The sequence below is a fragment of the Secundilactobacillus similis DSM 23365 = JCM 2765 genome (assembly GCF_001311075.1).
GTDB lineage: Bacteria > Bacillota > Bacilli > Lactobacillales > Lactobacillaceae > Secundilactobacillus > Secundilactobacillus similis.
Genome location: NZ_BBAD01000030.1, coordinates 1 through 17,770 on the forward strand (window position 1 = coordinate 1; position 17,770 = coordinate 17,770).

A 17,770-nucleotide genomic window follows, 5' to 3' on the forward strand; every position below is an offset into this window, starting at 1 on the left:
TCTGCCTTGCGGAGTTCATTTTCGGCGCAGGCTAATGAAAGCAGTTCCCCTAACAAGCTACACAATATCAAAAGTTCATCGCCAACTAAAGCCCCAATGGCGCCGAAAACAATGTAAGCGCAGTGAACGTCGCAAACAACACTTTGAAACAGCGAAAATCTGGTCTTTGGGGTTTACTTGGGCCGCCCTTATATGCAACCTTCTGCCTTGCAGAGTTCATTTCGGCGCAGGCTAATGAAAGCAGTATCCCTGACAAACTACACAATATCAGAAGTTCATTGCCAACTAAAGCCCCAATGGCGTCGAAAACAATATAGCAGCAATGAACGTCGCCACAAGCACTCACTGAATTAACGCACCATCCTTCACACCAAACAAAAAAAGCCCAGACCAAAGTCCAGACCCCTAAACAATCAAAGTCGATTAAGCAAACACCCCACCCAACAACTTCGCATAAACGCCATCCCGCAGTGCGGGTAACTGATCCGCCAAGCTCCGTTGCCGCTGAGCTTCCTTAGTAGCGCGCACCTTAGCCGTTTCCAGCAAGGCTTCATTTTGACTATCATCAGGGTTAGGTTGCCGCAACAACATCCAGTAAGCGTAGCGGAAACCAAACTCCCAGCCGAAGAAGTAGATGTCTAACAGGTCACTCCGGTAGAGTTGGGGAACGGGTAACGTTTGAATTTCTTCAAATGAATGTAGCTCGTTAGTGCGGATGAGCTGTTGATGCAACCGGTCATCAAGTTCGTGGAAGTCAGCGCTCTTAGGGTCGTTTAAGAGTTGCAGTAACGCTTTGAAAAACGGACTCCCCCAAGTGGTTGCCTTTTCGTAAACGTCGGCACCAAGGTCACGGATGTGCTTGTTTTGACTTTCAGCCGTGTAAATAATGTAGGCGGATTGAAGACCCTCAGCCATCCCGGTGGTAAAGACGTCAGCTAGTGGTTTAAACCAAGCGGAAACGGGGTTATCAATCAATGTTGCCAGTTTAGCTTGAATCTGCGTTTCGGCAATGCTAAGTGATTTTTGATCTTGTTTGCTCATGAGTGCCTCCGATATTAGGTGCGTTTATGAAAACGCTTTTGTTTAGAATTAATCATAACATTGGAGAGAGGGCGAAACAAGGCGGTTAGAAGGTGGCGTATAAGGCGCAAGTGAAGCTACCGGGTTTGGGTAGGTTTACTTGCCCCGCCCTTATACATAACCTTCTGCCTTGTGTAGCCCGTTTAGGCTCGAGGACATAAAAGAACAGTAGCCTAAAACGCTCAGAAATCGCAAATCGCTGATGCAACGCAACCTTCTGCCTTGTGGAACCCGTTTAGGCTCGAGGACAGAAAAGCGCCGGCGCCTGACGGTCACCATAAACGATAACAGTCCAGCCAACAAAAAAAGAACCACCGCCCATGACGATAGTTCCCACAATTTAAATATCAACTTAAGCCGCTTTCGAAGCCTCAGCTGCCCGCGCAGCCGCCGCATACTTCTTCCGCTCAAGCCCCTGCGCCCAAATGTTGATCACAAAGGCAATCACCATCAGTACCAGGGATACCAGCATAATGTTATGCAACCCGTTATGCAAAATCACCCGCATTTGCGGAATCAAATGGCTGGGTAACGAACTGACACTAGCGGCGTCACTCAACTTGTTCATCATCTTCATAGTGATCTGGCCGTGCGAGGCGGTGACGCCAGCGCGCAGGGCGTTGTTCATGATCAAGCCGAAGATGGACGCCATAAAGGTTTGGCTCAGCATCCGAATCAAAAAGCTAAAAGAAGTTGCAATTGGCACGTCTTCTGGTTCGGCGTCTTGTTGCACCTTCACCTGAAGTTCGTTGAAGCACATGCCGTTGCCAAAGCCTTCAAAGGCCCCGGCGAGGACTAAGATCCAGTAAGGCGTATGCACGCCCATCACGACCATTAAAATGAAGGTGATGGTCAACGTGATGATGCCCAGCCCAATGACCCGTTGTGGCGTCAAAACTCGCCGAAGTGGGGCAACGGAACTCGATCCGCCAAAGTTCGTAAACGAACTGGGAATCTGGGTGGCGCCCCCAACTAACGCGGAGGTACCCAATAGCCCTTGGGCCCACATTGGTGCGTAAATCAGGAAGCCTAAGAAGGCTGCCCAGATAATCATAAATAAGCCGAAGTCAATCACCAAGGATCGATTTTTCAGTAACCGCGCTGGAATAATCGGATCCGCGCACCGGCCCTCGACCCGCATCAAAATGGTGAGGCAGATCGCGGCAACAATCAAGAACCCGCCAATCATCATCAGACTGGCGCTGCCAATCAGTTCAATGGCCACCAGTAAGCTGATCAACCCGAACGTCATCAGGGTTGCACCAAGGTAGTCCACGGGGCTGTCGGTGCGGTATTTGGGATTGGATTTGTAGAAAAATTGCACTAAAACGGCTGAGATGAGGCCGACTGGGACGTTTAACAAGAAAACCCAGTGCCAGCCGACCGTATCGACGATGGCACCACCGACCAGCGGGCCGATAATGGTAGCCATACTATAACTGGCAGAGACAAAGCCAAGCACCTGCATCCGCTTGCGAGGATTCTCATACAGGTGCGCATAAATGATATAGGGGAGCGAGACGACCCCACCGTTGCCGATTCCAGCAATTGCCCGGGAAATGATCAAGAAGACCATGTTGGGGGCGATCCCTTGCAGGAAGGAGCCCACTACGAAGAATAACGCAGCGAGTTGGTAAGCCTGCTTGTTGCCGATGTGTTGCCCAAGCTTACTCCAAAGCGGGGTGCTGACGGCGGTTCCCAGCAGGAAAATCGCGACGATCCACCCCATGAGTTCCAACCCGTGGAGGTCGGCAATAATCGCTGGTAAGGCGGTGTTGACGATCGTGTTATCCAGACCACTCATCGCGTTGGAGAGCAGCAGGGCACAGGTGACAATAAAGACGTTGCGTTTGGACACAGTGTTCGCTTCCTTTTATGTAAGAATAATTGACAATACCTACTATCATACAACTTTCTAGGTTCAAATTAAAAGGTATGTTAGAATAATGGCAGTCTTGTGTCAAAATGCAGGACCAAACGGATGCTCCTAAGTTCAAATAGAATTGGTGACGACTTGAAAAATAAAAAATACTTCTACAGTAATTATACCGGCATGTCACCGGTGTTGCTCCAAAAACCACTGACAGCAAATGAAAAAAACGATATCGCAAATGATTTATTGGCCCTAGAAGACTAATCGAACAGTATACGAATCGATTAGCCGGGGCGGCGCAAACTACCGAAACGGGCCAACCAGACTATCAAGCGCTGGCCGACCACCTCAAAACAGCGCGGACTGAATTAGTGAACGTTCAGCGCGGGCTGTTCAAATAAAAAAATTAATCGTTGGGTGCAGTTGCACCTAATAGTCCAAAAATAGCGCGACGTCCCGGAAAATGTGACGTAGCGCTATTTATCAACCGTTAAATTAAGTTGAAATAATGAAAAAAACTTTTGAAAAATAACCTATCATAGTGTAAAAAATGATGGATTTGTGATAAATTAATTATAAAGATTCACGTTTTAAATTGAACTGTGTTCGTATGGTGGTCGGCGTAGGTTCTTGATGCGTCATCCTTAGAGTCGCGACCGTTATACCGGATCCTTAAGGAGGGATTCTGTTTGATTGCAGGATTAACTGCTGATAATTTCTTTTCGCAATTGGTGCTTCTGATTTTTGCCGTAGCGTTTGTTTCGGGCATTGTGATCGCTTACTCACGTGCTTGGCACTATCTTGAGACCAACCAGGGGTTGTTGCAGCCGCAACGACGTTTGATTCGAATCGCATTACCGGTAATCGTTTGGCTACTTGGTGGCATCCTGTGCTTGGCGAGTTTGTTTTCGAGTGATAATCGACATTTGTACGCTAGTATTGGGGTCTTTTTAATTGCCTTTCCAGTGCTGGATATTCATTTGAGTAACGTTGAATACTGGGCGCGAGGCGCCGTGTTAGTCATTGTTTGGGAATTGGCACATTGGGCAAATGTGTTATCGATTCAAAATATTTTAGTCAGTCTCGGTCTGATCTGGGTACTCCACTTAATCCACCACCATTTAGGGATGGTCCGTTATCGCTTTGGTTACTGTTTTGCTGCTGGCGCATACGTATCGCTTGGATTTTGGTTGACCTATCCAGGCCTACCTGTGACGGATGCTAATCTCTGGCTAAGTATCGGCATCTACATGATTATGACGGTGATTACGTGCCTCTATTGGATTGGTAAAAAAAATCATGACCAGTTGACGGATACTCGAAATCAGCAGCAAGACATTACGCCAACCACGCTGTATGCCTCTTATGAACGAGACGTGAACAGTCTATTTGAGATGGCGCAGGGCACGCATACGCCAATGACGGTGGCCATCATTAACATTGACCGGTATGCGGATGTCAATAACCGCTATGGGCAGCGGGGCGCTAACGCAATTTTAGGCCAATTCGAAACGTTGCTGCAGCACGTGTTGCAACAGTACAGTACTGCGTATCACCTGTTCCGTTCAGGTGGCAGTACCTTTAACGCTATTTTCACCAACGCAACGCCGGTGGATACCGCACCGATTTTGATGGATTGCTGAGACACGGTGCGCACGCATGAATTTAGCTTTAACGGTGAAAAAGTCGAGTTAACGGTTTCGATTGGGGTCACTCAGGTTCAAACTGTCGATAAGAGCGTTGATGATACCTACGCACGCGCTAGCAAGAGTCTCAAACAGAGCAAGCGCGAAGGTCACGATGCGATTACGGTGGAGGGTGTTTCGCAACATGCCCGAGAATCAATCAACTGGTTCCCAACGTACCGCTACTTTGTGCAACCGATTGTCGACGCCAGCAAGCCCGACCACCCGATATTGTTGAATGAAATGCTGTTGCGCGAATTCGACCGTAACCAGTGGCGATTGCCCGCAAACTTTGAGATTCCGGTCACCACGCAGATCAGCTTGATCAAACAGGTGTTGAACCATAACGCTTGCCGGGGTGTTAACATTAACCTCACTGCGAAGCAATTTTCTGATCCGAAGATTGCCCATGATTTGGTGCGCTTTAAGCAACATGAACCACGGATCGATGAATTTGTGGTGGAAATCATGGACGCGCCGGGAACCGAAGTTGTGAAGCAGATCAACGAAATTTACCACGCTGGCGGGATTAAGGTTTACCTTGATGACGTTGGTAGTGATAACAGTTTCGAACTGGTGCTGGACATGTTCCACTATCTGGACGGCATTAAGTTTGCGATTCAAAATTTGCGGAAGACCAATAATCAGGATCAACTCTTGGAACGAATCGACTTCTGGACAAAAGTTGCCGAGCAAAACGACTTGGAATTTGTGCTTGAAGGGGTCGAGACCGAAGATGAGTCGCAGTATTCGATTAAAAGCCACGGCATTTTTCGGCAGCAGGGGTACTACTTTGCGAAACCGTCGTTGCCGGAGGAAGAGCATGTGAATTAAATAAGTATGTCATACAGGCTTTAGCATAACGACAAAACAAAAACAATCGACATTGGTTAACCTTCTCGGGGTTACCCAACATCGATTGTTTTTAATTTTATATAGCGATAGTTAATGACTAATCATCCAACGGAAAAACCGCATCCGCTTCGTCCCAGTTCTTGACCCACTGTTCGAAATCATCATGTTCAGGATCGCCATCGATCATCCAAACGATTTCGTATAACTTATCGGGATCACCATCGACTTTGTAGCCAATGCCACGCACGACGTCAACGGTATCCGCAACGCCCATCACGGTGAATTGGTTGATATGCTCAGTTGGTGCGGTGACGATCACGTAGTCGGTACCTTCGACGCGAACGGTTTGTTGAGTTGCCATAGAATTACCCTCTTCTTTGAAATAGTTGATGAGTCTATTAGTAGGCGGGTGTGGGGAAGCTGCCAAGCGATGTGCAAGCGCTTCAGCATTATCTTTGAGTTGAAAACAAATCGATAAACGTCTGTAGGCTCGGTTTTATTGCCTGTTTTTTATAAATCAGTTCAAACGTGAAATGCTGGTCAGCTTTGGTTTCAAGTGGGAGGTAAGTGATTGCTTCAGCCGGATTTTGTACGGTTTCAACCACGCCACCGGGATAAAAAGCTGTCACCTGATCGAGACCCACGAGCATTTGCATTTGTTCAAATGAGGCTTGGCGCACGACGTTGAGTTCACTTGAAATTGTGCCGAGACTTGATTCAAAGGCCCGTTTGAGGTAAGTGGACTCCTCGTTACTGTAATAGACAACGGGTTTTTCCTGCAACAACCGCTCCGGAATTTTTTTTGCACCAGCGTAGGGATTTCGATTACTGACGCCCATCAGCATTGTACCTGCGTGAACCGGAAAGTGTGCCAGCTGTAATTGTTGGTAATCATAATGGTAACCGTAGTTATCTAAAATCACGGCGCAGTCCAGTTCGCCCATCAGCACATCCGAAACCAAGTGTTCCACACCGGACTCTTTAATGGTGACCGCAATGTCAGTTGGAAGCTGAAAGAGGGCCTTTTTGATGACGGCGCCGTCAAACGGTGAAAAATACCCAACTGAGAGTTGCTGATTGGCTGAAACGTTGAGCTGGCGGAGTTCGTAGTTGGTGGTGTGAATCATGGTGAGCATTTGTTTTGCTCGGTGTAGAAAGTGATCTCCGGCAGGTGTGAGGGTAATTTTGTTGCTCTCACGACTGAATAGCGTCACTTGTAGCGTTTCCTCGAGGAGCTTGATTCGTTTTGAAACCGCCCGCTGGGAGATAAAGTTCTTCTCAGCGACCTTTTGAAAACTGCCCAGTTGCGTGATTTCGATAAAGAGTTTGAGTAGTTCTTCGTCCATAAGTGTCTCCTAAATCGGTAGCCGAACTAAAGTGTTCGGGTGCCGTCTTTTTTAACCATATTACGCCGACTTAAAAGCCGGTTACAATAGTTTTGTAGAAATTTTAACAAGCCGATTCGGAGGAAATTATGATGAAGATTAAAGCTGCAACCGTCACCCACGCAGGTGACCCACTTTCAATCGTTGACGTTCAATTAGACGACCCGCAAGCAAATGAAGTGCTAATCAAAATCGTTGCGACTGGCGTTTGCCATACGGATGCCGTTGGTCGGGACGGCGGAACCACGCCAATGCCAGTGGCATTAGGACATGAAGGCGCCGGAATCGTTGAGCGGGTCGGCAGCAGTGTTTCAACCGTTAAGCCGGGTGATCACGTTGTCCTCTCGTTTGCCTATTGTGGTAACTGTTCGAACTGCTTAGCGGGGCATCCGGGCATGTGCACCCATTTCAACGAACTGAACTTTGAGGGTGCCAACCATGATGGTAGTCACCGGTTGCATTTAGATAACGGTGAAGACGTCTCCGTTTTCTTCGGACAGTCCTCGTTTGCGGATCATGTGGTTGCCGATGTGCATAACGTGGTAAAGGTTGACCCAGAAGTTGATTTGCGGTTACTGGGACCTTTAGGTTGTGGTATCCAAACCGGTGCTGGAACGGTGTTAAATTATATTCACCCGAAATTCGGTGATTCAATTGTTGTGTTCGGGACCGGGGCCGTTGGACTATCAGCAATTATGGCGGCTAAAATTGCGGGGGTTGCCCACATTATCGCCATTGATATTTTTGATAATCGGTTGGCGTTGGCCAATGAACTAGGCGCAACCGAAACCATTAATAGTAAAGTGGTTGATCCAGAACAACGGGTTCGAGAAATTGTTCCACAAGGTGTTGACTACAGTATCGATACCACTGGCGTTTCATCCGTGATCAAAACCGCAATTCACGTGTTGAAGCAGCTGGCGAATGCGTTTTGCTTGGTGTTGGCGGCGACCTAACGTTGAATGTGATGGGCGACTTGTTAGCTGAATCCAAGAAGCTTTCAGGGGTGGTCGAAGGTGATGCCATCCCGCAACTGTTCATTCCGCAGTTAGTCGATTACTACAAGCGTGGGTTATTCCCGTTTGATAAGTTGGTCAAATTCTATGACTTTGATCAGATCAATCAAGCGTTCGCGGATTCGAAGAGTGGGCAAGTGTTGAAGCCGGTTGTGACGTTATAGGATGATTTAAGGTATAAATAAAGGTTCAAGACTTCACTTTCGAGGTCTTGAACCTTTATTTTTTAGAATCACTTTTGTTATCAAGTTTGGGCGAGCTTACTTCTCCTCGCCAACCATCAACAACTGCTCCCGCAACTGCGGCCGCAACACCTTACCCGTAATGTTCCGGGGGAATTCTCTCAGAAATTCAACCCGGGTTGGGCTTTCGAACTTGGCCAGATGAGTGGTTGAGTAGTCGAAAATGGCTTGGCGTTGTTCGGCTTCGTTGAGGCCGGGGGTGGTGCTGACCACCACGGCGGTGACTTCTTCACCGTACAGGTCGTCTGGCATGCCGATGACGGCCAGTTGTTCGATGAAGTCGAGGTCGTTCAAGGTGTTTTCAACGGCAGCTGGCGCAACTTTTTCACCACCGCGGGAGATGATCTCCTTCTTGCGGCCCTTGACGAACAGGTAGTTGTCATCGTCCAAATATCCCAGGTCGCCAGTTAAGAACCAGCCATCCTTGAAGCTATCGGGATTTGGATCCATGTAGTGGGTGATGACGTGGTTGCCGCGAACGGCGATTTCGCCCATCACGTTGTGGTCGTTGGTGAGTTCACCGTCGACTAACAGGCAAAGGTCGGTGCCAAATGGCTTGCCGGCTGAGCCAATCTTGGGCGCGTCAAATGGTTGATCGTGCATTGACTGGAAGCTTCGGTCATGCCGTAGCCTTCAATGATTGGGGCACCAAAGCGGTCTTGGAACGCAATTAAACGTTCTTCAGGGAGCGCAAACGAGCTGGAACGGATGTAGCGTAAGTGAATACCGTCTTTCAAGGCATCGTAAGCGGCGTTGGCCTTTTCGTTTAGTAACAAGAAGGAAACGATGGTTGGGACCACTGAAACCCAGGTGACATGGTTGTCGTGAACTTGCTTCCAGAAACGGGAAGCGGAGAACTTCTGGGTAACGAGGACCTTACCATCAGAAACCCGGGTCGACAACGTCGTCATGACTTGGGCGTTGATGTGGAACATTGGCATGGTGACCATGGCAACGTCATTTTCGTCCATGTGGTTAGAAACGGCGTCGTTCTGAGCGGCATTTAACAGCATCTCGTGCGTTAAACCGACTCGCTTGGGTTCACCAGTAGTTCCGGAAGTGTTCATCACTAAGCCAAGGTCGGTGGCGCTCACGGGCGTGGTATCGGCTTCGGTTTTGGCGGCTTCCTTGTTGACCAAGAACGTTAAGTGGGGCGACGTCAACAGGTCTAAGTGGCTCACAGACCACTCGTCAGTTGACCAGTCAGCGGCGAGCTCCGGCGTGGTGAATAGCGCTGGGTAGCGTGGGCCTCGTAATCCGCGTGTAATTTCGCGGTTGGCGTTGATGGTGAGATGGGGTGGACAATGATGCCCAGTTCCCAAGCCGCTTGGTTGATCACCGGGAAAACGGCGGAGTTGGGTAGGCAAACCAGAATCTGATCCCCTTTCCCAAGGTTGTTGGCTTTAAATGCTTCTTGGAACACGTCGATATCCGCCTGCATATCGGCGCCGGTAAACCAGGTGTTCATGGCCTCATCCTTAATGATGGGGTCCGTTTGGTGACGCTGAAGTTGTTCCGTTAAAATCGTAGTTAATGGTGTGGCCATAAAATGAATCGCTCCTTTAATAATGAGTAGTCGGTTTCAATGACTCGGCAAATTTAATTGGTTTTGTTTGATGTCATGAGTAATAGCCTAGGCGAGTTAACTTAAATCAGGCTTAAAGGTTAGCAAAAGATGATTACCGAGGGTACTTTTTCTTATTATAGACAGCCATTTTCGACTTGACTAGTAGTTAATGGGAAAAAGATGAGAAAAGGTGACTAACATCTCACTATACTATCGCATATTGAGACGTTTAAAACTGGAACTGAGACTTCAAATTCTGAAGATTAGTACAGTTGTTGGGAAATGTCTGCTGAAACTGTCGATTCCGGTAGGCGGTCAGGTTCCGGCTATGGGGACCGGCCTGAGCCAAAAGGCGGTCTCAGCCCTCGCATTGAAGCCTCGCTAAAATCGTGCGAGTCTTCAATGACGTCCCCGATAATTGATAGTTGTTGGGAAACCACCAACAACTATCAATTATCGCGCCACAGCCGGAACCTGACCGACCGGTTGTGCCCACAATATCAGCCATGATTAACGCGGCAAAGAAGCCAAACTTCACAAGCGACAATAAAAAGCCCTGAAGCATTTTGCTCCAAGGCTTTCAAGCGCTATTAGCCAAAATTCACATGATCCGTAACACTAGCATCAGTCCCACGGTCACCCGCAATCACATAATGCCGCCCAGTCGGCCCATCATACACGGATGACGGACGAATCAAGCAACCTTCGCGTTGCTGTTCCAAGATGTGGCTAACCAGCCAGCAGTCCGGCAGGCCGCGAACATTGTGGTGAAGGTGGCTTTGTCCAGTCCGAGACAGTGGTAAATCAAAGCGGTGTAGTAGTCAACGTTGGGATGCAACCCGATCCTGTTTAACATCTCCGCCGCCAACGCTTCCTGCAGGTCAAACAGCGCTTGGTTATCGGTCGAAGCCGCTAACCGAGCCGCAACTCCGCGGAGAATCTTCGCCCGTGGATCACCATGCTTATAGACCCGGTGTCCGAAGCCCATAATCTTCTTATGAGCGCCCAGTTTCTCGTCAACGTACTCAGACGCGGTCAAGTGCCGCCGGTTGATGTCCATCAACATGTTATACACCTGTTCGTTAGCGCCACCGTGGAGCGGACCCTTCAACGCGCAGACAGCTGCGGTCAAGCAAGAGTAGTAGTCCGACTTAGTAGAAGCCACCACCCGACTGGTAAAGGTCGAGGCGTTAAATTCGTGGTCGGCGTGCAGCACCATCACGGTGTTGAACATCGCCGTGGCCTCAGCGTCAGGCCGTTTGCCAGAGAACAGGTAGACAAAGTTTTCCACCACGCCCCAGTTTGGATCGGCGTGCAGTAGTGGCAAGCCGTCGCGGATGCGGATGATGGCCGCAATCGCTGTCAGCATTTTCGCCAAGATTTTGGTCGGCGTATCGCGGTCCACGTTGTTGGTGGTGCCTAACAGTGAGGTCGTGGTGCGCAGGATACTCATGGGGTGCTGAGGTTCTTTCGCAATTTCAGTGATCAAGCGCACCGTTTCGTTTGGCAACTGCATGTTGGTCACGAGTTGTTGGCGAAAAGTCGCCAGTTCATCTGGTTCTGGTAACCGGGTATGCCACAACAGGAAGACCACTTCTTCAAATGGCGCGTGTTGCAGTTCTTCAATTGGGTAGCCGCGTAAGTGAGGTGGGCGTTTTTAGTGGAGCTGATCTTGGTGGTATCGATGACGACGCCAGCCAGTCCCTTTGGTAAAGTTTGAGTCATATGAATCACCTCTTGATTCTGTGACGGATGCTATTCAGCAAGTTTGTTTTTGACGATCAGTGGCATGATGCCATCGTTTTGGTAGTAAATGCGGTCAGTTGGCGTATCGAACCGGAGCCGGGTATCGAATTTAACCACTCGGTCGCCAGCAGTGGCAGTTACGTGGGCGGTTTGACCATCGAGTTCGATCGCAAACGTTTCGGTGCCGTTCAAGCCCAATGATTCAGCGGTGTCCCCTGGCAAATACTCAAGTGGGGCGATCCCCATCATGACCAGGTTGGCCCGGTGGATCCGCTCGAAGCTTTCAGCGATGATGGCTTTCACACCCAGCAACTTGACCCCCTTAGCGGCCCAGTCACGGGATGAGCCCATGCCGTAGTCTTTGCCGGCGAGGACGACTAAGCCAGTGCCAGCTTTTTGGTAAGCCATGGCGGCGTCGTAGATGGTGGTTGTTTCATCCGTTGGGAAGTATTTAGTAAACCCGCCGACCTTATCCGGGGTCAGTTGGTTTTGCAGGCGGATGTTGGCGAGGGTGCCGCGCATCATGACCTCGTGGTTGCCCCGACGCGAGCCGTAGGAGTTGAAGGACTTTGGTTCGATACCGTGGGCCTTCAAGTAGATGCCAGCGGGCGATTTCGAAGCAATGAAGCGGCAGGACTGATGTGGTCGGTGGTAATGGAGTCGCCGAGTTTGGCGAGCACGCGCAGACCGCTCAGTTGCCGGTCGGTTTGACCGAAGAATGGTGGTGAGGCGATGTAGGTCGACTTGGCGTCCCAGTCGTAGGTTTCAGACGTTGGGGCGGACAGGGCGTTCCAAGTGGCGTTTTGGTCGAGAATCTTGCCATAGTTGTCGCTAAATTGTTCCGGTTTCAGGTAACGTTGCGTTAAGTCGGCCACTTCGGCGTCATCTGGCCACAGGTCGGTTAAGTAAACCGGCTTGCCATCGGTGCTGGTGCCCACCGGTTGGGTGGTGAGGTCGATGTCCAAGGTACCGGCTAACGCGTAGATGACGACCAGTGGTGGTGAGGCCAAGTAGGTGTCTTTGACCAGTGGGTTGACCCGGCCTTCAAAGTTCCGGTTACCACTTTCAACGGCGGCAATGGGGAACGGGTTCTCGCTTACGGCAGTTTGAACTTCGTCGACGAGTTGCCCGGAGTTGCCGATACAAGTGGTACAGCCGTAACCCACGAGGTTAAAGCCGATTTGGTTTAAGTAGTCTTGCAAGCCCGCAGCCTTCAAATACTCGGTAACGACTCGCGAACCAGGCGCCAGCGACGTCTTCACGTAGGCGGGGACCTTCAAGCCCAGCTCAACGGCCTTCTTGGCAATCAAGCCTGCCGCAATCAGCACTTGCGGGTTCGAGGTGTTCGTACAACTGGTAATGGCGGCGATGCCCAGTGACCCCACGTGGAGGTCGAACTGGTTACCGCCAACCGTAACGGGGTAGGCGGGTAAGTTGCGGCGACTGGCAAACTGTGCGGGCAGGTCCGCTAATTTAACGGAATCCTGTGGCCGGTTTGGTCCGGCAACGGTGCTGACCACTGTGCTGAGGTCCAGTTCTTCGGTTTCGGTGTACTGCCGCGGTTCGCTGTCATCGTAGAAGAAGCCGTTAGCCTTGGCGTAGGCCACGACCCGGTCGATGGTGGCTTGTGGCCGGTTGGTCAACTTCAGGTAGGCAATCGTTTGGTCGTCGATTGGGAAATACCCGCAGGTAGCGCCGTATTCGGGTGCCATGTTGGCAACCGTGGCCCGGTAAGCCAGTGGAAGGGTGGCGAGACCGCTGCCGTAGAATTCCACGAATTTGCCAACCACGTTGTGCTCACGTAACAGGTGGGTCAGCGTTAAGGCTAAGTCGGTGGCGGTGACGCCCTTGTTGAGGTGGCCGGTAAGTTTGACGCCGACGACCTTTGGCAATGGCATGTAGGTCGCTTCACCTAACATGCTGGCTTCGGCTTCGATACCGCCAACGCCCCAGCCGAGGACGCCCAGCCCGTTGATCATGGTGGTGTGGGAGTCGGTGCCGACTAAGGTGTCGGGGAAGGCCACGTCGCTGCCATCGGGAAGTTGCTTGGTGCGGATGACATCGGCGAGATATTCCAAGTTGACCTGGTGAATGATCCCAGTGTCAGGTGGAATCACGGTGAGGTTATCAAAGCTGTTTTGCGCCCATTTTAGGAAGGTGTAGCGTTCCTGATTACGTTCAAACTCGCGCTTCACGTTGTAGGCGAAGGCGGTGTCGTTGCCAAACCGGTCAACTTGCACGGAATGGTCGATGACTAAGTGAACGGGGACTTCGGGATTGATCTTGCGAACGTCGCCGCCCGCTTTAGCTACGGCGTCGCGCATGGCGGCCAGGTCAACTAAGGCTGGCACACCGGTGAAGTCTTGTAAAATTACCCGTTCCGGTTGGTGCGCCACGTCTTGGTCGTGGTGAGTATCCCAGTCAAGGAAGGCGCCAAGATTCGGTTGGGTTTCGGGTGCCAAGTCGGCATGTCGCAGGGTTTCTTCTAAAAGAATGCGAATCGTGTATGGAAGCTCGCCAAGGGTCTTGCCCTGGTCGGCGAGGTAGGCGGCAATGTCATAGTAGTGATATGTATGCCCGGTTACTGTCAAGTCACGTTGATACGTTTGAGTCATGAATGAAATCACCTAACTTTCTCAATTGTGCATCGTGCGAAAAATGAGTAAACCAATCACGTTCTAATTAAATACTCATTTTAATCTAATGTAACGGTTTATATTCAGTTCGTCAAGTAAAAATGAATGTTTATTTAAATTTATCAAACTGCTAACATTGCCATGTTAGGTTTGCGAGAAGTCGCTGAATTAGTGCTGTATCACCTGAACGACTGATAAAACAAGAAATGAATGCTCACATGAATAATTCAGAAATAATCGAAAAATAGATAATCAGTTCGTTCGCGAATGAATGTAGATTCAACCACTGAATAAAAGTTGCGTTGTAAACGTTGCGGATGAAACGTTGATGTCGGGTCTTGGGTGTTTAAAAATGAGAAAACCGATGTTGACCTTGGGCTGAGCACTAAGTTGGTGGGCGACGTTATTCAAGTTATTAATGATCATCTGATAACTAAAGCCGAAAACAGAAGTCGAATCGACTATGGCTCAAAATCCCATGCTTATGGGTGATTTAACGTCATTTGATTAGTAGTTAAGTGGCCAATCAACTTTCCCGTCATAAGCACCAGTTATCAGTCATAATTCAAAATGGTAACGGTTCAATTAAATTCGCATGATTGTCGTGACACCCTCATAATTGGCACAATGTGACTATGACTGTCGCGACTTTACAAAAATTAAACATTGGCAATATTTGACGGCATAAATGTGTTAAAATCGGGCGTAAGCAAACCGTCAAGAGTGGGGGAACGCTGTTGGCGGTGGTCATGCACAGTTAAATGGAGGAGATCACGATGAAAAAGCGAATTACTGGTGCGGCGAAGACTCGGTTCAAGCTGTACAAGAAAGGCCGTCACTGGTTGGTGATGGGCACCACGGTGGGCTTGGCTTGGGGCGGTTTGGTGTTGAGTGGGCAAACGGCGCGGGCGGCGACTGAGTCAACGAACCAGTCTGATGTGTCATCACAGGTCAGCGGGACGACAGCGGCGCCTAAGCAAGTGACGTTGACAACCGAAGCGACTAATGTGAGTAACAATGAGGCAACGGTAGCACCAGCAAGCGCCACGGCGGCAACTGATACTCAGTCGGTTCCGGTAGTTTCGGATACGACCGCTGAGCCAGCGTCAGAAACGGACGCCGAAGTTACCGAAACAGTGAACGCAAGTCAACCGACCATGGCAGCCGACTCAGCGATGGGTATCGGTCAATCAGATAGTTCATGGGGTATATCAATTGAAAAAACGGCTGTATCGACCACCACGACTAATCAATCAGCTGTTACCGCCACACCGCAAGTTACCGATTTAGGCGCGGCAGACAGCACCGCCTTTGCAACCGCCAAGAAGGTGGCAACGGCAACCTACCAAACGCTAGGCCAACCCCAAAAAGTAACGGCAGTGGCCGCAGCCCAACCCGGTGCCGTGCTGACACTTCCCAAGTCCTTTTCAATTGATACCGAGGGCTTGGCGGCGGATGAAGTGGCTAAGGGAATGTACGGTGATACCAACTGGGTGATCAAGGACGACCACACTCTGCACATTTACGGGGAGGCCTTATTAGGCAAGGACAACACTACGGTGACCCCACAGACGCTGGCCGCCGGGATGGTAAAACGGTGACGTTGACTAACGCCTCACCGTGGTTTGATTACCGGGATGCATTTGATAAAATCGTGATTGACGAGCCGATTTATTTGCCGGAGAATGCGTCGTACTTGTTTGCGGGGTTAGATGATGTGACGACGATTGATGGCGCTGATAAGCTGATTGCCAGTGACACAACGGATATGACGGGGATGTTTGAGGGCGATACTTCTCTGTCAACGCTGGACCTGTCGACTTGGGATACCAGCAAGGTCACGGCGTACGCGGATATGTTTCGGTTAACGGGATTATCCGAGCTCGACCTTGGGCCGCAATTTTCACTACCGGTTGAGATGCCAACGACTATTCTGAAAAAAGATGGTACGCAAACGGAGGCTAGTTTCTGGATTGGTCTCGGTGAGGGGACGCTGGGTGAACCAACTGGAAAGCAGTTTTTAAATACCGTGTACTCTGGTGATGCAGCGGATGCCGATACGTATGTTGCGGTACCAAATCCATTCACTGAGCCAATCAACCTCTTTTTTCTCGATGCTGAGACCGGCCGCAGTTATTTAGCAGCGAAAACGTTGCGTGGCACGATTGGCGAAAGCGGCGTCTACACCGTGGTGACGCCACCGGATATCATTTTAGCTGATGGGCAGGCCGCCGATGTCCCATACACGTTTGGTTACGGGGCTCAAAACATCGATGTGCTGTTGATGCCGCGGCTAGAAAACGCTCACTTGACCGATCACGTTAGCAGCATCGTGCAAACCGAAACGGGGGATGTATTAGCGCAAACGGACACGTTATACCAATTGGATGCGGTCTTTGCGCCAGCAAGACTGACCGAGATTACCGAAATCAAAGCGGAATCATTTGAACCCAATACGGTCACGGTTCCCGATGGATACGAGGTTACCAAGGTCGCGTTGATCGAAGCGTTCGAAAGTACCGGTCGGTACGGCGTGTTCACGGTGGACAAAGCGACTGATGACATGACGGTAACGCAGTATATAGTCAATCAATCAACTGGGGTCGTTGAGGTGACCGATCCAGTATTTTCGAAGCAGGATTACGAAGAAATAATGAAGCGAAGTGCCGTTCAAGACGGTAACCAATATACGGTGAACCAAGCCAATATCAACACCCTATCAAAAATCAAGGTCGGCTCACCCATGCCACTCAACACCCAAAACATGATGATCTACACCGTCCGCCCGCTACCAGAAACGCTGACAGTCAATTACGTGGATCAAGTGTCAAATACCGTGGTGAAAACCGCTGACTTGACCGGAATGATGGCCGAAACGGGCGACTATCAAGTCAGCGTGCCGGCTGGGTATTTGCTGGCACCGGGTCAAGCGAAACAGGTGACTTACCAGTTTGCGGCGGATGACACGGATAACGTGACGATCAAGGTGCTGCCGGCGGTGTCCACTTTGGTGGCGGATGATCAAGGTGATAGCCAATTAACGGTCCGTTATGTGGATGGGTCTGGGAAGGCACTTGCGCCCGAGGCAACGCAAACGGGGCAGGTTGGTCAGCCGCTAACAGTGACCGCGCCAATAATTGCGGGCTATCAGTTAGCGCCGGGGCAGAGCGCCGAAACGACTGGCACGTATCAGGGTGATGCGATGGCATTGACGTTGATTTATGAGGCAGTGCCGGAAACGTCGGCTGTCGTGCTGACAGACGGGAACGTAGCAGTAACGGCTTCGGCGCCAGCGACTTTAACGACGCCAACTGCAACCGCAACCAACCAGACGGAAGTCGCCAACCAGTCAATGACGAGTGCTGAACCAAGCGCTCCGCAACCAATTGAGAACGCGACCGCTAATCGTGAAACGGACGCGCAACCGGACTCAGCATCAGAACTAGCCACAACCACCACTGAGGATGCACAGGCGCAGGGAACAGCAACTGCCACCAGAACGCAACCGGCAACCCAGAACAAGCTCGTACCGACCGCCGATGGTCATGTACAGGTCACCACGCCAATGACCTTACCACAAACGGATGAACGGTCGGGCATATCCGCATTGGTGGGAATATTGCTATTAGGTGCAACTTGGTTGGCAGCAACCGTACTGCGAAAACGTGATTAACCCGCAAGTAAC

The 17,770-nt window shown here is 50.3% G+C and carries 9 protein-coding genes and 4 pseudogenes; 6 read left to right on the forward strand and 7 right to left on the reverse strand.

The window, feature by feature from the left end:
* Positions 1–423 precede the first annotated feature (423 nt).
* Together JCM2765_RS08260 and JCM2765_RS08265 are read right to left on the reverse strand one after the other, a co-directional pair.
* Positions 424–1,041 carry a hypothetical protein gene (locus JCM2765_RS08260; RefSeq protein ID WP_054735959.1) on the reverse strand — a complete coding sequence of 206 codons (618 nt, stop codon included), beginning with the start codon at positions 1,039–1,041 and terminating at the stop codon, positions 424–426.
* 391 nt (positions 1,042–1,432) lie between these two features.
* Entirely contained in the window at positions 1,433–2,938 is a 1,506-nt protein-coding gene (locus JCM2765_RS08265) for an MFS transporter (protein ID WP_082405053.1), read from the reverse strand.
* Positions 2,939–3,061: 123 nt separating this feature from the next.
* On the opposite strand from JCM2765_RS08265, the gene JCM2765_RS17140 reads away from it, so the two are divergent.
* The 3 genes from JCM2765_RS17140 to JCM2765_RS08275 all read left to right on the forward strand — a co-directional run bounded on the left by JCM2765_RS17140 (position 3,062) and on the right by JCM2765_RS08275 (position 5,472).
* Entirely contained in the window at positions 3,062–3,217 is a 156-nt protein-coding gene (locus JCM2765_RS17140; RefSeq protein ID WP_156301734.1) for a hypothetical protein, read from the forward strand.
* Between the two features lie 425 nt (positions 3,218–3,642).
* Positions 3,643–4,596 (forward strand): diguanylate cyclase domain-containing protein, encoded by a 954-nt coding sequence (locus tag JCM2765_RS08270; RefSeq protein ID WP_054735961.1) that lies wholly within the window; start codon positions 3,643–3,645, stop codon positions 4,594–4,596.
* A 6-nt stretch (positions 4,597–4,602) separates the two neighbouring features.
* A complete protein-coding gene (locus JCM2765_RS08275) occupies positions 4,603–5,472 on the forward strand; it encodes an EAL domain-containing protein (protein WP_054735963.1) in 870 nt (289 codons plus the stop codon).
* Between the two features lie 118 nt (positions 5,473–5,590).
* Here the strand turns inward: JCM2765_RS08275 and JCM2765_RS08280 are convergent, their stop codons facing one another.
* Positions 5,591–5,854, reverse strand: coding sequence for a hypothetical protein (locus JCM2765_RS08280; protein WP_054735965.1), 264 nt, complete (start codon positions 5,852–5,854; stop codon positions 5,591–5,593).
* An 88-nt stretch (positions 5,855–5,942) separates the two neighbouring features.
* Positions 5,943–6,839: a LysR family transcriptional regulator gene (locus tag JCM2765_RS08285; protein WP_054735967.1), complete on the reverse strand. Its 897-nt coding sequence runs from the start codon at positions 6,837–6,839 to the stop codon at positions 5,943–5,945.
* 131 nt (positions 6,840–6,970) lie between these two features.
* On the opposite strand from JCM2765_RS08285, the pseudogene JCM2765_RS08290 reads away from it, so the two are divergent.
* A pseudogene (locus JCM2765_RS08290) lies at positions 6,971–8,058 on the forward strand (NAD(P)-dependent alcohol dehydrogenase).
* Positions 8,059–8,154: 96 nt separating this feature from the next.
* Here the strand turns inward: JCM2765_RS08290 and JCM2765_RS08295 are convergent.
* The 3 pseudogenes from JCM2765_RS08295 to acnA form a co-directional block, all read right to left on the reverse strand.
* Positions 8,155–9,682 (reverse strand): annotated as a pseudogene (locus JCM2765_RS08295) (AMP-binding protein).
* A gap of 611 nt (positions 9,683–10,293) precedes the next feature.
* Positions 10,294–11,428, reverse strand: a pseudogene (locus JCM2765_RS08300) (citrate/2-methylcitrate synthase).
* A gap of 30 nt (positions 11,429–11,458) precedes the next feature.
* Positions 11,459–14,064 (reverse strand): annotated as a pseudogene (gene acnA, locus JCM2765_RS08305) (aconitate hydratase AcnA).
* Between the two features lie 797 nt (positions 14,065–14,861).
* Here acnA and JCM2765_RS08310 point away from each other — a divergent pair.
* Together JCM2765_RS08310 and JCM2765_RS08315 are read left to right on the forward strand one after the other, a co-directional pair.
* On the forward strand, positions 14,862–15,686 hold the full coding sequence (locus JCM2765_RS08310; protein ID WP_054735969.1) for a KxYKxGKxW signal peptide domain-containing protein: 825 nt from the start codon (positions 14,862–14,864) through the stop codon (positions 15,684–15,686).
* Positions 15,683–17,758, forward strand: a complete 2,076-nt coding sequence (locus tag JCM2765_RS08315; protein ID WP_054735970.1) for a MucBP domain-containing protein — start codon at positions 15,683–15,685, stop codon at positions 17,756–17,758. Before JCM2765_RS08310 ends, JCM2765_RS08315 begins: the two co-directional genes overlap by 4 nt.
* Positions 17,759–17,770: the final 12 nt, after the last annotated feature.

What these genes read in the sequence shown, in the direction of transcription:
- JCM2765_RS08260 (WP_054735959.1), bottom strand. Translation starts at nt 1,041, where the DNA reads ATGAGCAAACAAGATCAAAAATCACTTAGCATTGCCGAAACGCAGATT.
- JCM2765_RS08310 (WP_054735969.1), top strand. Translation starts at nt 14,862, where the DNA reads ATGAAAAAGCGAATTACTGGTGCGGCGAAGACTCGGTTCAAGCTGTAC.
- JCM2765_RS08280 (WP_054735965.1), bottom strand. Translation starts at nt 5,854, where the DNA reads ATGGCAACTCAACAAACCGTTCGCGTCGAAGGTACCGACTACGTGATC.
- JCM2765_RS17140 (WP_156301734.1), top strand. Translation starts at nt 3,062, where the DNA reads ATGCTCCTAAGTTCAAATAGAATTGGTGACGACTTGAAAAATAAAAAA.
- JCM2765_RS08285 (WP_054735967.1), bottom strand. Translation starts at nt 6,839, where the DNA reads ATGGACGAAGAACTACTCAAACTCTTTATCGAAATCACGCAACTGGGC.